The organism is Bifidobacterium sp. KRGSERBCFTRI (assembly GCF_025908335.1).
In genome coordinates, this window is the sequence record NZ_CP109653.1 from 2,467,156 (window position 1) to 2,489,545 (window position 22,390).

The window sequence follows — 22,390 nt, forward strand, 5'->3', positions numbered from 1 at the left end:
TTCTCGTCACATTCACATTGACAGCTCAGAGCTTGGCCAGGTACTTCTTGAGTTCGAAGGGCGTCACCTGACTGCGGTACTCCTCCCATTCCTTGCGCTTGTTGCGCAGGAAGAACTCGAAGAGATGCTCGCCGAGCACATCGGCCACGAAATCGGATTTCTCCATGATCTTCAGGGCCTCGTCCAGCGACTCGGGCAGCGGCTGAATGCCCATCGCCTGACGCTCGGCGTCGGTGAGCTCCCACACGTCATCACTCGTAGGCTCGCCCAAGGTCATCTTCTTTTCGATGCCATCGAGGCCTGCCGCCAGCAGCACCGAATAGGCGAGGTACGGGTTCGCGCCCGGATCGAGCGCGCGGAACTCGATGCGCGCGGAGTTGCCCTTGCCTGGCTTGTACTGTGGAATGCGAAGCAGAGCCGAACGGTTGTTGTGCCCCCAGCAGATGTAGCTCGGGGCCTCGTTGCCTCCCCACAGACGCTTGTAGGAGTTCACGTACTGGTCAGTGACGGCGCAGATCTCGGCAGCATGGTGCAGAATACCCGCAGCGAACTGCCGGGCCGTCAGCGACATGTTGAACTCCTGACCGGCCTCGTAGAACGCGTTCGCATCCCCTTCGAACAGGCTCAGGTGCGTGTGCATGCCCGAACCTGGCGCGTCCGCGAGCGGCTTGGGCATGAAACTCGCATGGATGCCGCGTTCGAGAGAGATCTCCTTGACCACCGTACGGAAGGTCATGATGTTGTCGGCGATCGTCAACGCATCGGCATACCGCAGGTCGATCTCATTCTGGCCGGGGCCCGCCTCGTGATGCGAGTATTCGACCGAGATGCCCATCTGCTCGAGCATGTTGACGGTGGCGCGGCGGAAATCCATGCCTGGACTGCGTGGCACATGGTCGAAATAGCCGCCCTGATCGATCGGCACGGGGCTCTTGGACCAGTCGTCCTGCTTCTCGAACAGGTAGAACTCGATCTCCGGGTGCACGTAGAACGTGAAGCCCTTCTCCTTGGCCTTCGACAGCGAACGCTTGAGCACATGGCGTGGGTCGGAGAGCGAGGGCTCGCCCTCCGGAGTGAGCACGTCGCAGAACATACGCGCCGTGCCTTGGGGACCTCCGCGCCACGGCAGAATCTGGAAGGTGCTCGGGTCGGGCTTGACGATCATGTCGTCTTCAGACACACGCGTCATGCCTTCGATCGCGGAGCCATCGAAACCAATGCCCTCCTCGAATGCGGCCTCCAGCTCTGCAGGCGCGATGGCCACCGATTTCAATGTTCCCAATACATCCGTGAACCACAGGCGAATGAAGCGAACATCGCGTTCCTCAACGGTTCGGAGCGCAAATTCTTGTTGTTTGTCCATAGCACCCCATCGTTTCAAACCGATGTTACGGCACGCGTTAACAGACGGTATGTGGACACCGCATCGATATACGGACGGAATCCGCACGGAACGCCGTATAAACACGAATTGTGCCTGCCCGCACGGTATTGTGCAAGTATGAGCGATGGAAATCTTGTAGAGTCAAGCGAAGCGCATCCGATGTTCGACATGAGCGCATGGACGGAGTTCAAGAACCCCGAGGATCGCACGAACGCCGGTCTCAAACTCCGCGAACGCTTCCCTCTCTCCTCGCATGCCGTATGGCGCGTGCAAACGAAGCGGCGTGACGTGATCGGTCTGCTCGAGGAGCAGAACAAGATGCGCGTTCCCGACCTGGTGCCGCTGCGGTTCAAGCGCATGAGCGCAAACGCCTTCACCTTCTACCGAGGGGGCGCGGCGATCATGGCGAACGATCTCGCCCGCACCCCTACCACCTGCATTCCGGTGCAGTGCATAGGAGATGCGCACATAGGCAACTTCGGCATCTTCTATTCGCCGTCCAAACGTCTCGTGTTCGACATCAACGACTTCGACGAGACGGCCACGGGCCCATGGGAATGGGATATCAAGCGACTTGCCGTTTCGGTGGAGATTGCGGGGCGCAACATAGGGCTCAAGGAGAAGGAGCGTCATGATGCCGTCTATCGTTGCGTGAAACAGTACCGTGAAACATTACGGGAATTCTCGCAGATGGGCTTCCTCAACACGTGGTACACCCATTTCGATGTAGAAGACAGCCTCGCCCATCTGGAGAAGGCGATGAAAGCGAAGCCGTCGAAAACGTTGCACGGCGCCATAGCCAAGGCGCGTTCGAAGGACTCCAAGAAGGCAGCCAACAAGCTCACCTATCTCGACGGCAATCGACTCCGGTTCAAGACCGAGCCACCCGAGCTCGTGCAGATCAACGACATTCGCGGCTACGAGGACATCGATGCGCTGCGCGGCCGCCTGCGACAGCTGTTCGACACCTACCGTGATTCGCTGTATGAGGACCGCCGCCATGTGCTCGAACAGTACCATTATCAGGACACAGCGCGCAAGGTGGTCGGCGTCGGTTCCGTTGGCACCCGCTGCTGGATCAGCGCGTTCATAGGCCGTGACATAGACGACCCGCTCATTCTGCAAATGAAGGAGGCGGTGGCCAGCGTGCTGGCCAAATACGTGGGCCACTCACCCTACAGCACGCACGGTGAGCGCGTGATCCAAGGTCAGAAGCTCGTGCAGTCCACCGCCGACATTCTGCTCGGGTGGTCGCGGTTCGTGGCCAACGATGGTCTGCCGCGCGACTATTACGTGCGACAGCTGTGGAATGGCAAGGGTTCCATTGATCTTGACACGCTGCATGCGGATTCGTTGAGCAATCTGGGCTCGCTGTGTGCGTGGTGTCTCGCCCATGCGCATGCGCGCAGCGGCGACAGCGTGGCGATCAGCGGGTATTTGGGCGACAGCGACGAATTCGAGACGGCGATGATGAGCTTCTGCGATTCATACGCCGACCAGAACGAAGACGATTTCGAGCTGTTCACCCAACTCATCGCATCCGGTGAGCTCCCTTGCGCATAGCCCGTTATTCGGTGACGCAAACAACTCGAATGCATGCATATGATCATATGGTGCGTCAATGGGGATCCGGCAGAAAATGTCCCCATTGACGCACCATTCAATTGACGCACTGTGCAATATCACGCATTGGCTACAGCAAGTGCCTCTTCGAGCGTGAAGGCGCCCGCGTAGAGGCTCTTGCCCAGAATCGCGGAATCGACGCCAAGCGGCAGCAGCTCCTTGATGGCACGCAGATCGTCGAGCTTCGAGATGCCACCGGAGGCGGTCACTCTGGCATCGGTGCGCTCGGCCACTTCACGCAGCAGATCGATGTTCGGCCCGCTCATCATGCCATCGCGGGTCACGTCGGTGACCACGTAGCGTGAGCAGCCCGCGTCGTCGAGGAACCGCATCGTCTCGAACAGGCCACCGCCCTCCTTCACCCAACCGCGGGCGGCAAGCGTATGTCCACGCACATCGAGGCCAACGGCCACCTTGTCACCATATTTGTCAATCACACGGGCCGTCCACTCCGGATTCTCCAGTGCGGCGGTGCCGATGTTCACACGTGCGGCGCCGGCGTCGAGCGCGGCATCCAGGGAGGCATCGTCACGCACGCCGCCCGACATCTCGATGTTCACCTTGTCTCCGAGCTGCCTGACGATCTCACGCAATTGGGCGCGGTTGTCCCCCGTGCCGAAGGCGGCGTCGAGATCGACCAAGTGGATCCACTGCGCCCCGGCGTCCACCCACGTGCGTGCGGCGTCGAGCGGCGAGCCATAGTCCGTCTCCGAACCGGACTCACCTTGACGTAAACGGACGGCCTTGCCGTCACGGACGTCAACGGCCGGCAACAAAGTCAGTGACATGTTCTACTCCAATCTGGAATCTTAAAATACGGCAAATAACAACATAACTAGAGTACGGCGGCCCAGTTCGCGAGCAGTCTGGCACCTGCCTGCGCGGACTTCTCCGGGTGGAACTGCGTGGCGAACAGAGGCCCGCGCTCATAGCTGGCCACGAAATGGCTGCGGCTGTAATCGCAGAACGCCACTTTCTGCTCGGCGTCGCCGAGGTCGATGTCGAACTGCGTCAAATCCGCGGGCGCCGCGGTGAAAGCGGCGTAGGAGTGCACGAAATAGAACCGTTCGCCCTCCACGCCATTGAGCAGCACGGAGCCTTCGGGGGCATCGACGGTATCCCAGCCTATGTGGGGCACCACGTCGGCATCGAGTCTGCTCACCTCGCCGTCAATGAGCTGCAGCCCAGGCGTGTCAAGGTCATGCTCGGTGCCACGGGTGAACATGATCTGCTCACCCACGCACACGCCGAGCACAGGGCGCCCCGCACGCAGACGGTCGTAGATCACGTTGTCGCCATTCACCTTGCGCAGTCCCTGCATGCAGGCACCGAATGCGCCCACGCCCGGTACGACGAGACCGTCGGCCTCCAGGGCCTTGCGGTAATCGGAGGTGAGCGTGACGTCAAGGTCCTGATTGGCGAGTGCGCGCATCATGGAGCGCACATTGCCGAACCCATAATCAAATACGACTACAGATTTCATAATCTCACTTTCTTCCTGTGCCCCGTGCATTCAGTCGATCGACGAGCCGTCACGCCCGAAGTTCGTATGCTCGGCGATGATTTTCAATGCATGGTCGTGATCCAGATCCGCGGAATCGACAATCCTCACACCCTGCTGCGCGAGCGCATCGACCGTGGTGAGTCCGAGCATGAGATCCTCCACGAAATGCGCGAGCGTCTCCAGCACGAACGGCGGCGGCAGTTCCGCATCCTCGGCGGTGCCGTTCGCATAGGGAACGGCGGTCATCTTGTCGGCGCGATCCACGAGCAACAGCACGCTCAGCCCCGCCACCACTTCGGTGAGGTCCTTCGCGGCCGCCTCGGGACCGTCCCCGTTGAGATTGCGCAGCACTGCCACCGCACCCTCACGCGAATCGATGCATTGCGCGGTGATGTCGGCGAGCGAGCAGAAGGCGGCGAGCAAATCGGCCGAGGTGAGGCGCGTGACTAGAATCGCACGCTTCGCCTTGTTGCCGAGAATCCCCTCGAGTTCGTCGTCGAAGCCTATCTCGGCGTTCGCGTTCATGATCTGCGAGAACTCGTCGGACACGTCTTCGGGAGCATTGCCGTCTTCCGATTCCCCGGTCGCGGATTCCCCGGCATCGTCGGTGCTCGCATTCTGCTCGAGATTCGCAAGCTCCTGGTTGAGGCTCTCCATCTCACGTGCGAGATCCGGATCGCTTTCGAAGGCCCAGAACGCGTCGTTTTCGTCGCCGGGGTTATCGGGATTGTTGGGATTTCGCTTGTCGTCGTCTGACATCACAACGCGCCCTTCGTGCTCGGGATCAGCCCCTGAATACGGGGATCGGGTTCTATGGCGAAGCGCAATGCGCGGGCGAGCGCCTTGAACTCCGCCTCCGCAATGTGGTGTGGGTCACGGCCGGCAATGAGATGCATGTGCAGGCAGATCTGCGCGTGGAAGGCGATCGATTCCATCACATGGCGTACAAGCGAGCCGGTGAAGTGGCCGCCGATCATTGCGTACTGGAAGCCTTCGGGTTCGCCCGAGCACACGCAGTATGGGCGGCCGGAGACGTCGACGACGGCTTTGGCGAGCGCCTCGTCGAGCGGAACGGTGGCATCGGCGAAGCGGCGGATGCCGCGCTTGTCGCCGAGGGCCTGGCGCAATGCCTCCCCGAATACGATCGCCGTGTCCTCCACGGTATGGTGGGCATCGATATCGGTGTCGCCGCTCGCCACGATGTTGAGATCGATGAGCGAATGCTTGCCCAGTGCAGTCATCATGTGATTGTAGAACGGCACAGTCGTTTCGATGTTCGTCTTGCCGGTGCCGTCAAGGTTGAGTTCGAGGTCGATGCTGGATTCGCTGGTCTGGCGAACAATGTGCGCGGTGCGTGCCATGTGTCTCCATGTCTCCTTTGCAGGTATACGTATGTCTGCGGCCTAGGCGTTCTCGACGGCGCGCATCGATTCGACGAGCGCCTCGCGGAATCGGCGCATCTCCTCGTCAGTGCCCATACACACACGCAGCCAGCCTTCCGGCCCCACCACGCGAATGAGCACGCCACGCTGGAGCATTTGGTCGAAGATGGCTCCGCGATCATCGAAATGGCCGCCGAACAGCAGGAAATTCGACTGCGAGGGGGCGACTTCGAGTGGCTGGCCCTTATAGGTCTGTTCCTTGAGCCAAGCGGCGGTCTGCTCGCGAATCTCGCGCAGGTGGTCCACCTGGCTCAGCTGTTCCTTCCTATGGTCGAAGGCCGCCAGCGCCACCGCCTGCGTCACGGCGGACAGATGGTATGGCATGCGCACGATGCGCAGGCAGTCCACAATACCCTCGCTGGCCGCCAGATAGCCCACTCGGGCTCCCGCAAACGCGAATGCCTTGCTCATGGTGCGGCTCACGGCCAGATTGTCGTAGTCGTTGATGAGCGTCGTGGCCGACGGCGTGCCCGGGTTGCGGAATTCAATGTAGGCCTCATCCACAACCACGATCGGGTGCACCCCATCGTGTGCACCAGCGACCTGAGCACTCTGGCAATGTTCGAGAATGCGCTTGAGATCGGTCATAGGCAGTTCGGTGCCGGTCGGATTGTTCGGGCTGGTGAGCACCACCATGGCCGGCTGGATCGCATCGATGTCATCGATGGTATGGTCCACATCAAGGGTGAAGTCCGGCTTGCGGTGCGTGGTGTACCAACTCGTGAACGTGTCGCGTGCATACTCGGGGTACATCGAATAGGCCGGGTCACAGCCCAGTGCGGCACGGCCAGGGCCTCCGAAAGCCTGGAACAGCTGGAGCATGATCTCGTTGGAGCCGTTGGCGCCCCACACCTGTTCCACGGTGAGCTGCGCCCCCGATTCCTCCTTGAGGTACCTGACGAAGGCCTCGCGCAGTTCGATGTGCTCGCGGTCCGGATAGCGGTTGAGGGTAGGCGCCACCTGCTTGACGTGCTCCACTATGCTGCGAACCACGGCGTGATCCGGCGGATACGGGTTCTCATTGACGTTCAGGCACACCGGAACGTCGAGCTGCGGGGCGCCGTAGGGCACCTCGCCAATGAGGTCGTTACGCAGTGGCAGATCCGCCGGAATCATCGCTTCGCTCATCGTAATCCTGCTTCTTCTTCCTGTTCGGTAATGGTTTCCTTGTTGTACGGATCGTCAATGAAGCGCGTCAGCACGCTCTCGCCGTGCGCCGGGAGGTCTTCCGAGACGGCGAGGGCATTCACCCTGGCGGCGAGCTCCTTCAGTCCCTGCTCGTCGTATTCGATGACCTCCACCGGCTTCATGAACGTGTGCACACCGAGACCGGCGGCGAATCGTGCGGTGCCCGAGGTGGGCAGCACATGGTTCGAGCCCGACATGTAGTCGCCCAGCGGCACCGGGGAATAGTTGCCGCGGAAGATGGCCCCCGCGTTGCGGATCTTCGCGATCACGGCATCCGGGTCTGCGGTCTGCACTTCAAGATGTTCGGCGGCGTAGGCGTTCGCCGCGTCGATCGACTGCTCGATGCCGTCGGTGAGAATGATGCCGGACTGCTTGCCGGAGAGGCTGGTGGCCACACGTTCGGAGTGCTCGGTGCGCGGTACGCGCTTGTTGAGCTCGGCCTGCACCGCCTCGGCCAACTGATCGTCGTCGGTGATGAGCACCGATCCGGCGAGTTCATCGTGCTCGGCCTGACCAATGAGGTCGGCGGCGACATATGCCGGGTTCGAGGTCTTGTCGGCGATGATGGCGATCTCGGTGGGGCCGGCGACCGCGTCGATGCCCACAATGCCCGAAACGAGACGCTTGGCCGTGGCCACGAAGATGTTGCCCGGACCAGTGATCTTGTCCACCGGCTCGCACAGCACCGGGGAGACCGGATTGTCGAGGTCGGTGGCGCCATAGGCGAACATCGCGATGGCCTGTGCACCACCGACGGCGTAGACCTCGTCCACACCGAGAATGGCACAGGTGGCCAGAATCGTCTTGTTCGGCCAACCCTGCGCATTGTCACGGCTTGGCGGCGTGGCGATGGCGAGGCTTTCGACACCGGCGGCCTGTGCCGGCACCACGTTCATGATCACGGAACTCGGGTACACGGCCTTGCCGCCGGGCACGTACAGACCCACACGCTGGATCGGGATCCAGCGCTCACTGACGCGCGCACCCTCAGCCAAATCGGTATGGAAGTCCTCTGGGACCTGCGATTTCGCGACTGCGCGGGCACGGCGCACGGATTCCTCAATCGCTGCGCGCACTTCCGGGTCGAGGCACGCCACGGCGGCATCCATGACGTCGGTGGGTACACGGAACGACTTGGGGACGATGTGGTCGAATTTCTCGGCATATTCACGCAACGCTGCGGCGCCGTTCTCCCTCACGTTGTCGAGAATCGGCTGCACGATCTCGCTCGCTTCGTCGGTTCCCATCTCAGCTCGTGGCATCGCGTCAAGCATCTCGGCGCGTGTCAGTTCCTTGCCGCGCAAATCAATGATGCGCATATAGTTATCTTGGCTCATAAGCCACTATGGTACCAAGCGCCTGTCACGAGAAGGAAAACGAGGGCATCGGGTCTTTTGCATCGTGAGATTGCCCGCTGGCGCGCCCCGACGAGTTCCGTAGGTTCGCGTTAATTCAGCAAATCCACGTAATCGGGGACGCATCCCGTGTGAAATTAGTTCCAGATTACGCAAAACAATGACAAAGATCAGACGCGGAAATGAGAGATGGCAGGCATCCGGTTTGTGCGAACGGAGACGGCATGCCATCGCATGCCGTCTCCGTTCGCACAAACCGCCGTTCAGATCATAGGCAGTGCGTTGGCGCCAAAAAGAACCTTGATGTCGGCGAACAGGCCGGTCTCACGACGCACACGGAAGCGATCGCCGAGGGTCATGAGGGTCACGCCGCCATTGTCGTCGACGATGGCAAGCCTGACCTCGCAGGCACCGGGATGATTGGAGAGGATCTGCGAGAACTGTTCGAGCCGTTGCATATCGAGGGCGTGCGCAGGCAGCTGGACGAAAACAGGACGGTCCTCACCGGCTTCGATGACGGGCACCATGAGGTCGGTGGCGCGCAACGAAATCGTCTCGTCACGTGCCTCGACCATGCCACGCACCTGCACGATCGTGTCGATGGCGAGTTCCGCCGCGTGCGCCTCGTACACCTTGCCGAACAGCAGGCATTGGATGGAGCTCTCCATGTCTTCAATCGTCACGATCGCCCATCGGTTGCCTTTCTTGGAGACGCGTGAGTCGACGTTGGTGATGAGCCCGGCGACCATGACCTGACTGCGCTCGGGCATCGTGGGAGCACGGTCGATCAGTTGCGCGATGGACATGTCACGCAGGCTGGCGAGCACGGACTGCATGCCTGAAAGCGGGTGGTCGGACACATACAGGCCCAGCATTTCGCGTTCGAAGTTGAGCTTGGTCTTCTTGTCCCACTCCTCCACGTCAGGTACGCTGATCGACACGTCGCCAAGCGCTTCGGCCTCGCCATCGTCGGCACCGGCGTCGAGGTCGGCGAAGAGGTCGAACTGCCCAGTGGCCTGCTTGCGTTTGAGGTCGGTGACCGAGTCGATCGCGGCCTCGTGAATCTGGTAGAGGGCACGCCGGTTGGGGTCGATCGAGTCGAAGGCACCCGCCTTGATCAACGATTCGACCAACCGCCTATTGAGTGCGGTCAGAGGCACACGGCGAATGAAGTCCATGAAGTTGACGTACCTGCCGTGGCTGCCCTGACGCTCGGCAATGATGTCGGCGACTGCCTTTTCACCCACGTTCCTGATGGCACCGAGTCCGAAACGCACCACATCACCGACGGCGGAGTAGGCGTACACGGATTCGTTGACATCCGGCGAGAGTACCTTGATGCCCATGCGGCGCGCCTCGCCTAGGTACAGGGCGGTCTTGTCCTTGTTCGTGGAGGCGCCTTGCAACAGGGCGGCCATGAACTCGGCCGGATAGTGCGTCTTCAAATAGGCGGTCCAATACGAGATGAGCCCGTAGGCGGCGGAATGCGCCTTGTTGAACGCATAGCCCGAGAACGGCACGAGCACGTCCCACACCGCCTGCGCCGCCTCGCGGGAATAGCCGTGCTCCTTCATGCCTTCGAAGAACGGCACCTGTTCCTTGGCCAGCACCTCGGGCTTCTTCTTGCCCATCGCGCGCCTGAGCACGTCGGCCTTGCCCAGCGAATAGCCGGCCAGAATACGGGCGGCGGATTGCACCTGTTCTTGGTAGATGATCAGGCCGTAGGTCTCGTCGAGCACCTCCTTGAGCGGCTCGGCAAGCTCCGGATGGATCGGCTCGATCTTCTGCAACCCGTTCTTGCGTTTCGCGTAGTTCGTATGCGAGTCCATGCTCATCGGGCCCGGACGGTAGAGGGCGATCAATGCCGAGATGTCGTTGAAGTTATCTGGCTTCAGCTGCTTGAGCAGCGCACGCATGCCGTCGGAATCGAGCTGGAACACACCCAGCGTGTCGCCGCGCGACAGCAGTTCGTATGTCTCCTTGTCGTCGAGCGGAATCTTCGTATGGTCAATCGGTTCCTTGCCGTTGGCCTCGATGTTCCTGAGCGTGTCACCGATCACCGTCAAGTTGGACAGACCCAGGAAGTCCATCTTCACCAGACCCAATGTCTCACACGTGTGGTATTCGAATGTCGTCGTCACCGTGCCATCCGTGCGCTCCAGCAGCGGCGACGTGTCAGTGATCGGCTCCGAGCCCATGATCGTGGCGCATGCGTGCACACCCGTCTGGCGAATCAGGCCCTCGATGCCCATCGCCTCGTCGGTGATTCGCTTGGCATCGGGATTCGACTCATACAATTCGCGGTATTCACGCGCCTCCGCATAGCGTTTCGCACCTGGATCGAAAATGTCGTGCAGCGGCACGTCCTTGCCACCCGTTGCCGCCGGCGGCAACGCCTTGGTAACCAACTCGCCCATCGAGAACTCGTAGCCCATGATGCGCGCTGAATCCTTGAGCGCCTGCTTCGTCTTGATCGTGCCGTAGATCACGCATTGCGCCACCTTGTCGTGCCCGTATTTGTCGCCGCAGTACTCGATCACCTTCAGACGGCCCTCCGGGTCGAAGTCCACGTCGATATCCGGCAGCGACACGCGCTCCGGGTTCAGGAACCGTTCGAAGATCAGACCATGCTCCAGGGGATCGAGCTCGGTGATGCCCATTGCATAGGCGACCATCGATCCTGCCGCGGAGCCACGGCCCGGCCCCACCATGATCCCATGGTCTTTGGCCCATTGGATGTAATCAGCCACCACCAGGAAGTAGCCTGGGAATTGCATCTGGCAGATCACACCGCACTCGTAATCCGCCTGCGCCAGCACATGCGCCGGCACATTGCCCTCGTACCGCCGTTCGAGGCCCTCCTCCACTTTCTTCAGGAACAGCGAGGTCTCGTCCCAACCCTCCGGGCATGGGAACTTGGGCATGAACGCGCCGTCCTCGTGGTCGTCGAACATCACATTGCAACGTTCCGCCACCTCGATCGTATTGTCGCACGCCTCGGGCAGGTCGCGGAACAGCTCGCGCATCTGCTGCGCGGAACGCATGTAATACCCTTCTCCATCGAACTTGAACCGGTCCGGATCATCCAGGTGCGAGCCTGAATTGATGCACAGCATCGCGTCCTGCGCGCCAGCATCCTCCTCGTGGACGTAATGCGAATCGTTCGTGGCCAGCAGCGGCGCACCGAGCTTCTTCGCGATCTCAAGCAGGTCCTTCGTCACCTTGCGCTCGATCTCGAGATTATGGTCCATCAGCTCAATGAAGAAATTGTCTTTGCCATAGATGTCCTGCAACTCACCCGCCGCACGCAAGGCCTCATCGAACTGACCGAGGCGCAAACGGGTCTGCACAATGCCTGACGGGCATCCCGAACCGCAGATCACGCCTTTGCTGTAGGTGGAGAGCACCTCCTTGTCCATACGCGGATAGCGCATCACACGTCCTTCGAGATTCGCCACCGAAGAGGCCCTGATCAGGTTCCTCAATCCTTCGTCGTCCTCGGCCCACAGCGTCAAATGCGTGATCAGGCCTCCACCGGACACATCATCACGCCGTTGCGCCTCCGTGCCCCAATGCACGCGCGATTTGTCTTGCCTCGCCGTCTCCGGCGTCACATAAGCCTCGATGCCGATGATCGGCTTGACATCCTGCTTCACCGCCTCGGTGTACATCTCATACGCGCCATGCATGTTGCCATGGTCCGTGATGCCCACGGCACCCATTCCCAATTCCTTCGTGTACTTCACCAGATCGGGAATCTTCGATGCACCATCAAGCAACGAATAATGCGTATGGTTGTGCAACTGCACGAAATCAGCGGAATTGGTCATAGTGTTCTAATGTACCTTGAAATCCGCTTGCTGTACAGAGCGCGAACCGGGGTGCCCCGCAACCCTTCGAACACGCCATGTCCGTTTCGACACGCGGCATTTCCAGCGCATCAATCGCTTCATATGGAAACAGCGTCGCCTCGTCGCTAGAGTGTTGGCAACATTGCCGAGTAAGTCGACGCGAGGGAAGGAAGGCTGCCTATGACGGCATCGAAGCCGGCCCGCGGCAGGCGCATCGCCGTATATGTGGCGCTCATTCCACTCTGCGCCCTGCTTGCCCTTCCCGGAGCCATCGGCATGGTGCAGGCCATTCGCATTCTGCTTGGCTGCGATCATGCGGCCGGCTATTCCACCGGGGTGCGCGAGCTGGAGGCGTGGACCAGTCTGTTGTTCACCACGCCGTTGGCCGTTATGCCGACCTGCGCGATGATCATATTCGTGGTATTGGCGATTACGGAAGCCAGTCGCGGGAAATCACCGCCATCGTCACCCTCGCGACGACTCTAAACGCTGGTGCTCCCGTTGGGCGAAGCGCTCACGCTCCGTCTCCAGCGCATGCTGCAGATCGGTGGGGTACCGCGAGGTGACCACGGTGTTGATGTGCGTGCGCGGATGCCGGAACTCCAGCTCCATGGCGTGCAGCCATTGACGTTCGAGCCCCAGTGCCTGAGACAGACGGGGATTGGCCCCGTACATCGGGTCTCCTACAAGAGGGTGCCCGATGGACGAGAAATGCACGCGGATCTGGTGGGTGCGTCCGGTCTCGAGATTGATTGACGCGAGTGTGGCCTCGCCGAAGCGTTCCATCACGTCCCAATGGGTGACGGCCTCCTTGCCCGCGGGCGTGACCGTGAAGCGGAAATCGGAGACCTTTGCCCGCCCGATCGGAGCTTCGATGGTGGCCTTGTCTTCCTTGAGATTGCCTTGCACGAGCGCATGGTAGGTCTTCTTCACCTCATGCTCGGAGAATTGCCTGCGCATCTCCTTGTAGGCGAGGTCGGATTTGCATACGAGCATGAGCCCTGAGGTGCCCACATCAAGCCGCGAGACAATGCCCTGCCGTCCCGCAGCCCCCATCGAGGTGATGTGCACACCGCGCTGGATCAACGAACCCAGCACTGTTGGCCCGGTCCAGCCGACCGAGGCATGCGCCGCCACACCGACCGGTTTATCCACTACCACGATGTCGTCGTCCTCATAGGCAATCGTCATTTCGTTCGAAACGGGTTCGGGTTCCCGTCTCTCTTCTCGCACATCAATCTCAACGGTGTCGCCTGCTTGCAATGTGGCGGATTTATGGATATCACGCCCGATCACACGTGCCTGCCCGGTTTCGATGAGTTCAGTGGCCTTGGCCCGTGAGATGCCCATCATCTTGGCCACAGCCACATCGAACCGCTTCCCGATCAGTGCATCGGGCGCCGGAATGATCGTGCTCATTGAGCTCCTTCCATATGCCTAGTTATCGGAATGTCCGGCAGCCGCTGTATCAGCCGGCTGTCGCTCGTCGCTCCCCCTATAGGGCACTCCACACAGAATGAGCACGATGATGCCTATTCCCGCGATCATGAGGAAGATGTCGGCCACATTGCCCACTGACCAACCGTAATTGAGGAAATCGACGACCTTGCCATTGAGGAATCCTTGGGCATATGCCACGCGATCGATCAGGTTCCCCAACGCCCCGGCGAAGGCGAGTGCCAGGAACACGGTCCAGGCCATCGATGTGGTGCGCCAGGCCATCCAGACAAGCACACAGCATGCGACAATGGCGAAGAGGCTGATCACCCAGGTCGAGTTGGCCCCCATGCCCAGCGAGGCCCCGGGATTATGGACCAACGTCAGGTGCAGGAACCGTGGGATCACCTGAATGTAATCGGTCTCGGTCAGGTAGGTCTGCGCCAGGTATTTGCTAAGCTGGTCTGCCCCAAGGGCGACGATGGCGATACATGCAAAGACGGCCACGCGTACACGCGGCCGTCTTGGTTTCGAATTCAACATTGGCTAATGGTATCAGTTGGCCTTGTCGATGTCCTTGTAGTTGTTCGTGTCGGAGACCTGTGCCTGCAGCTGGCCGAGGAACTCGGTGAGGCGTGCACGGTATTCGGTCTCGAAGGTCTTGAGGCCCTGAATGTTGCCTTCGATCACCTTCGACTGGGTCTCGAGGTTCTCACGCACCTGCTGGGCGTAGTCGTCGGCAGCGGTGCGGGTCTTCGCCGAGTAGTCGTCGGCACGCTTCTTGGCTTCGGCCTCGAATGCGTTGATCTCGTCGTGGCGTTCGACCACGTACTGGTCGGCCTCGCTCTTCTTCTGCTGGGCGTAGGTGTTGCCCTCGTCCTGCTTCTTCTGAGCGTATTCGTCTGCCTCATGGGCCTTCGAGTCGGCATAGGTGTCGGCCTCGTTGGTCTTGGCGGCGGCGTAGTTGTTCGCCTCTGCGATCTTCTGATCCGCGTAGGTGTTCGCCTCATTGGTCTTGTCGACCACGTACTGATCCGCCTCGGCGTGCTTGTTCTTCATGTATGTGTCGGCATCTTCATGCGTCTTGGCGCTGTACGAATCGGCATCGTCACGAGTCTTCGCACTGTAGGCATCGGCAGCCTCGCGGGTGCGGGCATTGTAATCGTCGGCCTCGGAACGAGTGCGGTTCGAATAGTCGTTGGCCTTGGAGATGAGCTCCTCATACTTGCGCTGGGCCTGCTCGGTGATCTCCTTGGCGGTCGCCTTGCCCTTGTCGACGTACTGGTCGTGCAGCTGCATCGCGAGGGTGAGCATCGCGGTGGCGCGCTCCGGCTCGCTGTTGGCGGCCGCAGCAGCGCTCTTGATCTTCTGCAGGCTGCCCGTCTCAGTGTTCGGTTCGACCTTGGCCACCTGATCGCGCAGCTGTTCCTCACGCTGCTTCGATTCCTCGAGTTGCTTGGTGAGGTCCTTGACCTGGGCTTCGGCCTGCTGGGCGCGCATCGTCTGCTCGTGGGCAGCGGAGAGCTCATGACGCAGATTCTCGCTGTCGGCGCGGAACTGATCGCGCTGGCGGGTAATCTCCTGCAGCTCCTTGGCGAGATCCGGCTGATCGGAGTTCTGCGCCGCCTGTGCGGTGAGCTGATCGACCTGCGCGGAAAGGCGTTCAATCTGGTTCTTCAGCTGTTCATTCTGAGTGGAAAGCGCCTGATTGTTCGACTCGGCTTCCTTGAGCTGCGCCTGTGCAGCCTGTGCGGCCTGATTCGCCTGGGCGATCTGCGCCGTCGCCTGTTCGCCTGCACCTTGCGCGGCGGCGGCCTTGAGCGACTGGTTCTCCTGCTGCAGGGACTGCACCTGTGCAGTCAAATCGGAAATCTTCGTGTTCAGCGCGGAGACATCAGGGCCGAGTGCCTGCGTGGACTGACCACCTGCAACAGCCTGCTTGCCCAAAGCCTCCACGGTTTCGGTTACCTGATCGAGGAAGTCATCGACCTCGTCGACATCGTACCCTTCCTTGAAGCGCACCGTTTGGAAGGTGTGCTCCCGAATATCCTTTGGCGTCAAAAGAGCCATTATCTTACCACCTCGCTTTGGGATAGACCCAGCTTAGTTGACCTTATTTTTTGATGCTATCACGACACCTGCGCAAGCACACCGCATGGGCGGCTTTTTTCACATGACCATCGGACTTTTTCCATCGGTCAGATCAGTATGCGCAAGATCACCAATACGAAATACAACACCAGAAAACTCACATCGAAGTAAACGCGCCCCAGGGGAATCGGCTTGATGTATCGTCTCAGGAAGCGCAGTGGTGGCTCGGTGAGCTGGTAGATGATGCGCAGCAGGGTCGCCACAAAACCGGTCGGCCGCCATCGCGGAGCCAGCACCAGCACCCAATCGAAGATCATGCGGGCGAACAGCACCGCGATGTAGGCCTCGATGAGCAGGTCGACAATATGGAAGAAGAAGCCGAATAACGTCGAAAGCATGCTCCCAGCCTATCGAATGACTAGGAACATGCTTCCTCGAACAGCAAATGACGTGAATGTGGGGGCCGCTGCCCCGCCTCATCAGTTCTCGAACAGGTTGTCTGACATACCCGATTCAGTGTCCTCCGCGACAATGTCCACACGAGCGGGACTCAGCAGGAACACACGCTCGGTCACGCGTTCGATGGAGCCGGAGATGCCGAACACCACGCCGGACGAGAAATCGATGATGCGGTAAGCCTGTGACTGCGAGACATCGGTGAGATTGAGCACCACCGGAATGCCGTCTCGCAGTGCGCGACCGACCAGTTGCGCATCTTCGTAGCTCTGCGGGTGAATGGTCGTGATCCGATTGATGTTCGCATGGAACGGGGCCACCGACTTACGCTGGCTCGTGGAAGGCTGCGTGGACGCGGCCGGGATGGGCGTGACGGAACGATCGGTGTCGAATGACGACTCCGGCTCCTCGTCAATGACCTCGTCATCTTCGTCTTCCGGCACGACGTCGGACATTCCCAGATAAGACATGGTCCTCTTCATGAATCCGGCCATTCGCGTTTCCTTCTTTGCTGTCCTGTTTCAGGTTGACTCTTTGGGTTCTACAGGTATTGTAATTCAGACCGTGCCGTAAGCGGATCGACTACTGCAGGAACTCCGGAATGTCGAGGTCACCCAGATCACCAAGCGCCGTATACGGATAGCTGCTGGTGTCGGACGAGGCATCGTATTCGGAGCGTTGCTTCGGCGTCGGCTGCTGGGCCACGATCTTCTCATCCGTCTTCTTCTCCTCTTCGAACACCGGACCGGTGGAGGGAATGGGAGACGTGAGGATGGTGGGCTGCCCGGAAGCCGTGGCGGTCTTGGTCACCGGTTTGACGGTGCGCTGAGGCGCCGAGGCGGCGGCCTGGGCGTCCTCATTGGCCTGAGCGAGCTTCTTCTTGTCGTTGAAGCCGGCGGCAATCACGGTGACGCGCATCTCATCGCCATAGGCATCGTCGAGTGCGAGACCAAAGATAATCTGCGCCTCCGGATGTGCGGCCTCGCGAACGAAACCGACGGCCTGATTCACCTCGGCGAGCTTCAGGTCGTTCGAAGCCGCGATGTTAATGAGCACGCCGCTGGCGCCGTCGATGCTCTCCTCGAGCAATGGCGAGCTGATGGCGATCTCTGCGGCCTGCGCTGCACGATCCTCGCCCCGTGCGGCGCCGATGCCGAAGAGTGCAGTGCCGGAGTTCTGCAGGATCGACGTGATATCGGAGAAATCGACGTGAATGTACGGATTGATCGTGAGCAGGTCCGTGATGCCCTGAACACCAGCGAGCAGAGCGGTGTCGGCCGTGCGGAACGCATCCACGATGCCGATGGAGCTGTCGTCGAGTTCAAGAAGTCGGTCGTTCGGAATGACGATGAGCGCGTCGACCTCTTCGCGCAGATTGTCGATGCCCAGCGCTGCCGAGGCGGCACGCTGCGGGCCTTCGAAGGAGAACGGACGAGTGACGACTGCAATGGTGAGCGCGCCCTGCTGGCGTGCTGCGCGGGCGACCAGTGGGCTTGCACCGGTGCCGGTGCCACCGCCCTCACCGCAGGTGACGAACACCATGTCGGCGCCCTTGACGGCCTCTTCGATCTCGGACTGGTGATCCTGGGCGGCCTTCGCGCCCTTCTCCGGATCCGCCCCCGCGCCGAGCCCTCGGCTCGAGGCGTCGCTCAGCGAGATCTTGACATCGGCGTCGGAACGCAGCAAATCTTTCGCATCCGTGTTGATTGCCACGAATTCCACATTCTGCAGACCCTCGGCAATCATTCGGTTGACTGCATTGCCACCTGCGCCACCGACACCAACGACCTTGATGATCGTGGTGTCGTTGAAATTGTCGGTCTGGGCGATCTCGCTCACGTTAGTCTCCTGTCACTCACGGTTGTACACAACTGTACCGCAGATGGGTGAGAAAACAGGCCTCCCTCCACTGGCCAAGGCCAATCCGCTCACCCTCCTCTTTACATTCCTCGTAGACACCGTAGACCCGATTTCCGAAAGTTTTCTTAAAACGTGTCGCTCAGTAGCTCGCATCCATCGGGTCGTCGCCGAACAGTCGCTCGCGCTCCTCGTGGGTCGTGGTCCGCGAATCGAGCCAACCATATGGCAAATGCACCTTCTTCGCAAAGCGAACACGACCCCTCGGCTGGTCCACCACCCGTTCAGGATACTCGATGTTCGGGTCAAGCGCGTCCACCTGCTCACGAACATCCTTCAAACTCTCGCATTCCATGAACGCGCGCCTGGTGGAGCCCCCCACCGGGAACCCTTTCAGGTACCATGCGACATGCTTACGCAGGTCGTGCACAGCCATCCGCTCGTCACCATCGTAGAACTCGGTGAGCAGCTCGGCATGGCGCATGATGATGCGCCCCACCTCGCCGAGGGTGGGGTTGATACGCACGTCGCTGCCGGCGAAGGCGTTGCCTATATTGCCGAAGAGCCATGGCCGCCCTTGGCACCCGCGACCGATCGCCACTCCGGCACACCCGGTTTCGTTCACCATCGCGATGGCGTCCTCGGCACCCCAGATGTCGCCGTTGCCGAACACCGGTATGTCGAGCGTGCTCACGAGCTCACCGATCCGGCACCAATCCGAATGACCGCCATAGTATTCGGCAGTGGTGCGGGCATGCAGGGTCACTGCGCTGCACCCCTCCTCCTGAGCTATGCGCCCGGCTTCGAGGAAGGTCTCATGCTCATGGTCCAGCCCCACGCGGATCTTCGCGGTCACCGGAATGTTCGCCGGCTCGCACACCGCAACTACGCGCTGGACAATCTCGGTGAACAGATCCGTTTTCCATGGCAAGGCCGATCCTCCACCACGCCGGGTGACTTTGGGAACCGGGCACCCGAAATTGAGATCGAGATGATCCATCATGCCGTTGTCCACCAGGAACCGCGCCGCTTGTTCCATAATCGACGGGTTCACGCCATACAGCTGCAGCGATCTGATGCGCTCGCTCGGTGCGAACCTGCACAACCTGAGCGCCTTCGGATTGCGCTCGACCAGCGCGCGTGCAGTGACCATCTCGGCCACGTAAAGGCCGTCGGGCCCATATTCCTCGCACAGCACACGGAACGGCCAGTTCGTCACACCTGCCATCGGGGAGAGCATGACCGGAGTGTTCACCATGACATCGCCGAGCCTGATCGGTGCCAACGGACCGGCCAAAACCGGTTCAAGCCGTGCACCGGCATCTGCGCAATCCTTGGCATCTGGGCTTGCCTCGCGTTGCCGGGATGTGTTCAGTATCGTCTCCTGCTCGCTCATATCCCCTCGTTCATGTGTCCGAATTGTACAGAGTATCGTATGAATTATTCGCACGCTCGCCTCGTACGCAAAATCGCCTGCGTCCCGCAATCTCAGGCATACGGGGCGCAGGCGATTGATGCATGGCAGATCAGTACAAACCGCCGGCCTCGGCGATATGCACGGTCTCGGGCCATTCGGCGCCACCCATCGACACCGGTTTGAGCGGCACACGTGTACGTTTGTCGTTGATGCGCTTGGCCACGTAGTCGGCAACCTGGGTGAGCGCCACGCGCTCCTGCTGCATCGTGTCACGCTCGCGAATCGTCACGGCCTGGTCATCAAGAGTGTCGAAGTCGACGGTGATGCACAGCGGGGTGCCGATCTCGTCCTGTCGACGATAGCGGCGGCCGATCGCACCGGATTCGTCGTAGTCGATCATCCAGTCATTGAGACGCAGATCCTGCGCGAGGTCCTGGGCCACCGACTGCAGTTCCGGCTTCTTGCTCAACGGTAGCACCGCGGCCTTGACGGGAGCGAGACGCGGGTCGAGACGCAGCACCGTGCGCTTGTCTACGCCGCCCTTGGTGTTCGGGGCCTCGTCAACGTCGTAGGCATCCACAAGGAAGGCCATGAGCGAACGCGACAGACCGGCTGCAGGCTCGATGACGTACGGAATGTACTTCTCGCCGGTGGCCTGGTTGAAGTAGCTCAGGTCCTCGCCGGAATGCTTGGCATGGGCGCCGAGATCGAAATCGGTACGGTTGGCCACGCCCTCGAGCTCACCCCAATCGGAGCCCTGGAAGCCGAAGCGGTATTCGATGTCGACGGTGCGCTTCGAATAGTGTGCGAGCTTTTCCTTCGGATGCTCGTAATGGCGCAGATTCTCGGGGTTCACACCGAGGTCGATGTACCACTGTGTGCGGGCGTTGATCCAGTACTGATGCCAGTCCTCATCGGTGCCCGGCTCAACGAAGAACTCCATCTCCATCTGCTCGAACTCGCGGGTACGGAAGATGAAGTTGCCTGGCGTGATCTCGTTGCGGAAGCTCTTGCCGGTGTTGGCGATGCCGAACGGCGGCTTGGAGCGCGACGAGGTCATCACGTTCTTGAAGTCCACGAAGATGCCCTGTGCCGTCTCCGGTCGCAGATAATGGAGGCTGTTCTCATCTTCCACAGGACCGAGGTGCGTACGCAGCATCATGTTGAAGTCACGGGGTTCGGTCCAATTGCCGCGGGTGCCGCAGTCCGGGCACACGATGTCCTTGAGGCCATTCGGGGGCAGCTGGTCGTTGTGCTTCTCGGCATACGACTCCTCGAGCTTGTCGGCGCGATGACGCTTGTGGCAGGTGAGGCATTCGATAAGTGGATCGTTGAACACCGACACGTGGCCGGAGGCGACCCACACCTCGGACGGCAGGATGATCGACGTGTCGACGCCCACGACATCTGGTCGGGTGACGACCATCGAGCGCCACCATTCGCGCTTGATGTTGTCTTTGAGCGCCACGCCGAGCGGCCCGTAGTCCCACGCAGAGCGGGTGCCACCGTAGATCTCGCCGGCCGGGAACACGAAGCCGCGACGCTTGGCGAGGGAGACAACTTCATCGATTTTGGAATTAGCCACAATGCACCTTCTGGTTTGAACGGTTTGGGGTCTTATACAAGGCTTCACCCTACCGTTGGCGGCTGACACGCAGGGAGCCCGTTCCGGTGCCCATGTGGGGTGATGACACGCATGAGCACAGCAGGCGTCGAGAGTGTTCAATACGTTTGGAATACACATGTCAGGGGAGCTGATAGAGCTGAGAGTGGCTTCGCGCCTAACCCTTCGAACCTGTTGGCTAGCACCAGAGTAGGGAGTACAGATGACCACAGCGTCGACCACGCCGAATTCCGACACATCCAATCTACACGAGGTCGCACCAGACGACCCCATTCGTGAGCGTATACGCCAGGCGGCGCAGAATGTTCGCGAGCAGACCCCGCTTGCGCAGTCATTCACCAATTTCGTCACCATTAATCTGGTGGCCAATGCGCAGCTCGCCGCGGGGGGCACCGCCGCCATGAGCTTCCTTCCCAACGATGTGACCTCGTTGGCCTCTTCGTGCGGTGCCACATACATCAACGTGGGCACGCTGCTGCCGTTCTACCGCGATGCACTGCAGGAGATCTCGGAGCATCTGAGCCGCCATGGCTGCAAGTGGGTGCTCGACCCGGTGGCAGCCGGCGTTGGCGTCGCGCGCACCGAGATCCTCAAGGGGTTCAAGGATTACCCTCCCACCGTCATCCGCGCCAACGCATCGGAGGCACTGGTGTTGCACGACATGTGGCAACTGGGCGATGCAGCCGGAACGGATGAGCACAATGGGCCCGCAGGCGTGGAGGCCGCCGACAGTGTGGATGCCGCCATCACCGCGGCCACCGATCTGGCGGCGTATCTGGCGCTCCACTCCCCCACCCACACGGGGGCCGTCGCGGTCTCCGGCGAGGTCGATCTCGTCACCGACGGACGACTCGTCTACCGACTTCCCGGTGGAAGCGCGATGATGACGAAGATCACCGGTGCCGGGTGCTCGCTTGGGGGTGTCACGGCCACCTATCTTGCAGTGGCCGATCCACTGGTGGCATCACTGGCCGCCTCGATGCTCTACAACGTATCTTCCGGAGCCGCCGAACGAGCATCGCATGGGCCGGGATCGTTCCAAACCGCGTTCCTCGACGCTCTGTGGAACGTTACGCCGGAGGAAATCGCCTCCGCACCGCTCTATTTGGCCTAGAATCTGCCATGGCACGGCATGCCGGCACACAACAAACGAATCAGGTG

General features: G+C 60.6%; 19 protein-coding genes and 1 riboswitch. Of the genes, 3 read left to right on the top strand and 16 right to left on the bottom strand.

Annotated elements, in window-relative coordinates; genetic code table 11:
• Positions 1-25 precede the first annotated feature (25 nt).
• Positions 26-1,363: a type I glutamate--ammonia ligase gene (gene glnA / locus OGI63_RS10685; RefSeq protein WP_004218616.1), complete on the bottom strand. Its 1,338-nt coding sequence runs from the start codon at positions 1,361-1,363 to the stop codon at positions 26-28.
• A 180-nt stretch (positions 1,364-1,543) separates the two neighbouring features.
• On the opposite strand from glnA, the gene OGI63_RS10690 reads away from it, so the two are divergent.
• On the top strand, positions 1,544-2,947 hold the full coding sequence (locus OGI63_RS10690; protein WP_004218615.1) for a DUF2252 domain-containing protein: 1,404 nt from the start codon (positions 1,544-1,546) through the stop codon (positions 2,945-2,947).
• Between the two features lie 119 nt (positions 2,948-3,066).
• On the opposite strand, the gene priA is transcribed toward OGI63_RS10690, so the two are convergent.
• The 7 genes from priA to dnaE form a co-directional block, all read right to left on the bottom strand.
• Complete coding sequence (gene priA, locus OGI63_RS10695) at positions 3,067-3,795, bottom strand: bifunctional 1-(5-phosphoribosyl)-5-((5-phosphoribosylamino)methylideneamino)imidazole-4-carboxamide isomerase/phosphoribosylanthranilate isomerase PriA (protein ID WP_004218614.1); 729 nt, start codon at positions 3,793-3,795, stop codon at positions 3,067-3,069.
• A gap of 47 nt (positions 3,796-3,842) precedes the next feature.
• Complete coding sequence (gene hisH, locus OGI63_RS10700) at positions 3,843-4,490, bottom strand: imidazole glycerol phosphate synthase subunit HisH (protein ID WP_004218613.1); 648 nt, start codon at positions 4,488-4,490, stop codon at positions 3,843-3,845.
• Positions 4,491-4,520: 30 nt separating this feature from the next.
• On the bottom strand, positions 4,521-5,270 hold the full coding sequence (locus OGI63_RS10705) for a hypothetical protein (protein WP_004218612.1): 750 nt from the start codon (positions 5,268-5,270) through the stop codon (positions 4,521-4,523).
• Positions 5,270-5,872 (bottom strand): imidazoleglycerol-phosphate dehydratase HisB, encoded by a 603-nt coding sequence (gene hisB / locus OGI63_RS10710; RefSeq protein WP_004218611.1) that lies wholly within the window; start codon positions 5,870-5,872, stop codon positions 5,270-5,272. Before hisB ends, OGI63_RS10705 begins: the two co-directional genes overlap by 1 nt.
• Positions 5,873-5,914: 42 nt before the next feature.
• Positions 5,915-7,081 (bottom strand): histidinol-phosphate transaminase, encoded by a 1,167-nt coding sequence (locus OGI63_RS10715; protein ID WP_004218610.1) that lies wholly within the window; start codon positions 7,079-7,081, stop codon positions 5,915-5,917.
• Positions 7,078-8,460, bottom strand: a complete 1,383-nt coding sequence (hisD, locus tag OGI63_RS10720; protein ID WP_004218609.1) for a histidinol dehydrogenase — start codon at positions 8,458-8,460, stop codon at positions 7,078-7,080. The genes OGI63_RS10715 and hisD overlap by 4 nt, the downstream gene beginning before the upstream one ends.
• Positions 8,461-8,759: 299 nt before the next feature.
• The gene (gene dnaE / locus OGI63_RS10725) at positions 8,760-12,326 is read right to left on the bottom strand and encodes a DNA polymerase III subunit alpha (protein ID WP_004218608.1); all 3,567 of its coding nucleotides are present in this window, start codon (positions 12,324-12,326) and stop codon (positions 8,760-8,762) included.
• 201 nt (positions 12,327-12,527) lie between these two features.
• Between dnaE and OGI63_RS10730 the strand changes: the two genes are divergently transcribed.
• Positions 12,528-12,833 carry a hypothetical protein gene (locus OGI63_RS10730; RefSeq protein WP_004218607.1) on the top strand — a complete coding sequence of 102 codons (306 nt, stop codon included), beginning with the start codon at positions 12,528-12,530 and terminating at the stop codon, positions 12,831-12,833.
• Here OGI63_RS10730 and OGI63_RS10735 read toward each other — a convergent pair.
• The 8 genes from OGI63_RS10735 to OGI63_RS10770 form a co-directional block, all read right to left on the bottom strand.
• Positions 12,813-13,766 carry an RluA family pseudouridine synthase gene (locus OGI63_RS10735; RefSeq protein WP_004218605.1) on the bottom strand — a complete coding sequence of 318 codons (954 nt, stop codon included), beginning with the start codon at positions 13,764-13,766 and terminating at the stop codon, positions 12,813-12,815. The two genes, OGI63_RS10730 and OGI63_RS10735, sit on opposite strands and share 21 nt — an antisense overlap.
• Before the next feature lie 18 nt (positions 13,767-13,784).
• Positions 13,785-14,327 (bottom strand): signal peptidase II, encoded by a 543-nt coding sequence (locus OGI63_RS10740; protein ID WP_012619838.1) that lies wholly within the window; start codon positions 14,325-14,327, stop codon positions 13,785-13,787.
• A gap of 12 nt (positions 14,328-14,339) precedes the next feature.
• Positions 14,340-15,854, bottom strand: coding sequence for a DivIVA domain-containing protein (locus tag OGI63_RS10745; protein WP_004218602.1), 1,515 nt, complete (start codon positions 15,852-15,854; stop codon positions 14,340-14,342).
• A gap of 128 nt (positions 15,855-15,982) precedes the next feature.
• Positions 15,983-16,273, bottom strand: a complete 291-nt coding sequence (locus tag OGI63_RS10750; protein ID WP_004218601.1) for a YggT family protein — start codon at positions 16,271-16,273, stop codon at positions 15,983-15,985.
• 81 nt (positions 16,274-16,354) lie between these two features.
• Positions 16,355-16,825: a cell division protein SepF gene (locus OGI63_RS10755; RefSeq protein ID WP_004218599.1), complete on the bottom strand. Its 471-nt coding sequence runs from the start codon at positions 16,823-16,825 to the stop codon at positions 16,355-16,357.
• Positions 16,826-16,913: 88 nt separating this feature from the next.
• Positions 16,914-18,170 carry a cell division protein FtsZ gene (gene ftsZ, locus OGI63_RS10760; RefSeq protein ID WP_004218598.1) on the bottom strand — a complete coding sequence of 419 codons (1,257 nt, stop codon included), beginning with the start codon at positions 18,168-18,170 and terminating at the stop codon, positions 16,914-16,916.
• Positions 18,171-18,330: 160 nt separating this feature from the next.
• Positions 18,331-19,584: a tRNA dihydrouridine synthase DusB gene (gene dusB / locus OGI63_RS10765; RefSeq protein ID WP_004218596.1), complete on the bottom strand. Its 1,254-nt coding sequence runs from the start codon at positions 19,582-19,584 to the stop codon at positions 18,331-18,333.
• A 130-nt stretch (positions 19,585-19,714) separates the two neighbouring features.
• Positions 19,715-21,190, bottom strand: coding sequence for a glycine--tRNA ligase (locus OGI63_RS10770; RefSeq protein WP_004218594.1), 1,476 nt, complete (start codon positions 21,188-21,190; stop codon positions 19,715-19,717).
• A 152-nt stretch (positions 21,191-21,342) separates the two neighbouring features.
• Positions 21,343-21,443, top strand: a riboswitch (TPP riboswitch).
• Here OGI63_RS10770 and OGI63_RS10775 point away from each other — a divergent pair.
• Complete coding sequence (locus OGI63_RS10775; protein ID WP_004218593.1) at positions 21,432-22,343, top strand: hydroxyethylthiazole kinase; 912 nt, start codon at positions 21,432-21,434, stop codon at positions 22,341-22,343. It overlaps the preceding riboswitch by 12 nt.
• Positions 22,344-22,390 lie beyond the last annotated feature (47 nt).

Excerpts from the sequence above, each read along its gene's own strand:
- OGI63_RS10775 (WP_004218593.1), top strand. The coding sequence starts at position 21,432 with ATGACCACAGCGTCGACCACGCCGAATTCCGACACATCCAATCTACAC.
- hisB (WP_004218611.1), bottom strand. The coding sequence starts at position 5,872 with ATGGCACGCACCGCGCACATTGTTCGCCAGACCAGCGAATCCAGCATC.
- hisD (WP_004218609.1), bottom strand. The coding sequence starts at position 8,460 with ATGCGCATCATTGATTTGCGCGGCAAGGAACTGACACGCGCCGAGATG.
- glnA (WP_004218616.1), bottom strand. The coding sequence starts at position 1,363 with ATGGACAAACAACAAGAATTTGCGCTCCGAACCGTTGAGGAACGCGAT.
- OGI63_RS10740 (WP_012619838.1), bottom strand. The coding sequence starts at position 14,327 with ATGTTGAATTCGAAACCAAGACGGCCGCGTGTACGCGTGGCCGTCTTT.
- dnaE (WP_004218608.1), bottom strand. The coding sequence starts at position 12,326 with ATGACCAATTCCGCTGATTTCGTGCAGTTGCACAACCATACGCATTAT.
- dusB (WP_004218596.1), bottom strand. The coding sequence starts at position 19,584 with ATGAGCGAGCAGGAGACGATACTGAACACATCCCGGCAACGCGAGGCA.
- OGI63_RS10755 (WP_004218599.1), bottom strand. The coding sequence starts at position 16,825 with ATGGCCGGATTCATGAAGAGGACCATGTCTTATCTGGGAATGTCCGAC.
- priA (WP_004218614.1), bottom strand. The coding sequence starts at position 3,795 with ATGTCACTGACTTTGTTGCCGGCCGTTGACGTCCGTGACGGCAAGGCC.
- OGI63_RS10730 (WP_004218607.1), top strand. The coding sequence starts at position 12,528 with ATGACGGCATCGAAGCCGGCCCGCGGCAGGCGCATCGCCGTATATGTG.
- hisH (WP_004218613.1), bottom strand. The coding sequence starts at position 4,490 with ATGAAATCTGTAGTCGTATTTGATTATGGGTTCGGCAATGTGCGCTCC.
- OGI63_RS10745 (WP_004218602.1), bottom strand. The coding sequence starts at position 15,854 with ATGGCTCTTTTGACGCCAAAGGATATTCGGGAGCACACCTTCCAAACG.
- OGI63_RS10715 (WP_004218610.1), bottom strand. The coding sequence starts at position 7,081 with ATGAGCGAAGCGATGATTCCGGCGGATCTGCCACTGCGTAACGACCTC.
- OGI63_RS10690 (WP_004218615.1), top strand. The coding sequence starts at position 1,544 with ATGTTCGACATGAGCGCATGGACGGAGTTCAAGAACCCCGAGGATCGC.
- OGI63_RS10735 (WP_004218605.1), bottom strand. The coding sequence starts at position 13,766 with ATGAGCACGATCATTCCGGCGCCCGATGCACTGATCGGGAAGCGGTTC.
- OGI63_RS10750 (WP_004218601.1), bottom strand. The coding sequence starts at position 16,273 with ATGCTTTCGACGTTATTCGGCTTCTTCTTCCATATTGTCGACCTGCTC.
- OGI63_RS10705 (WP_004218612.1), bottom strand. The coding sequence starts at position 5,270 with ATGTCAGACGACGACAAGCGAAATCCCAACAATCCCGATAACCCCGGC.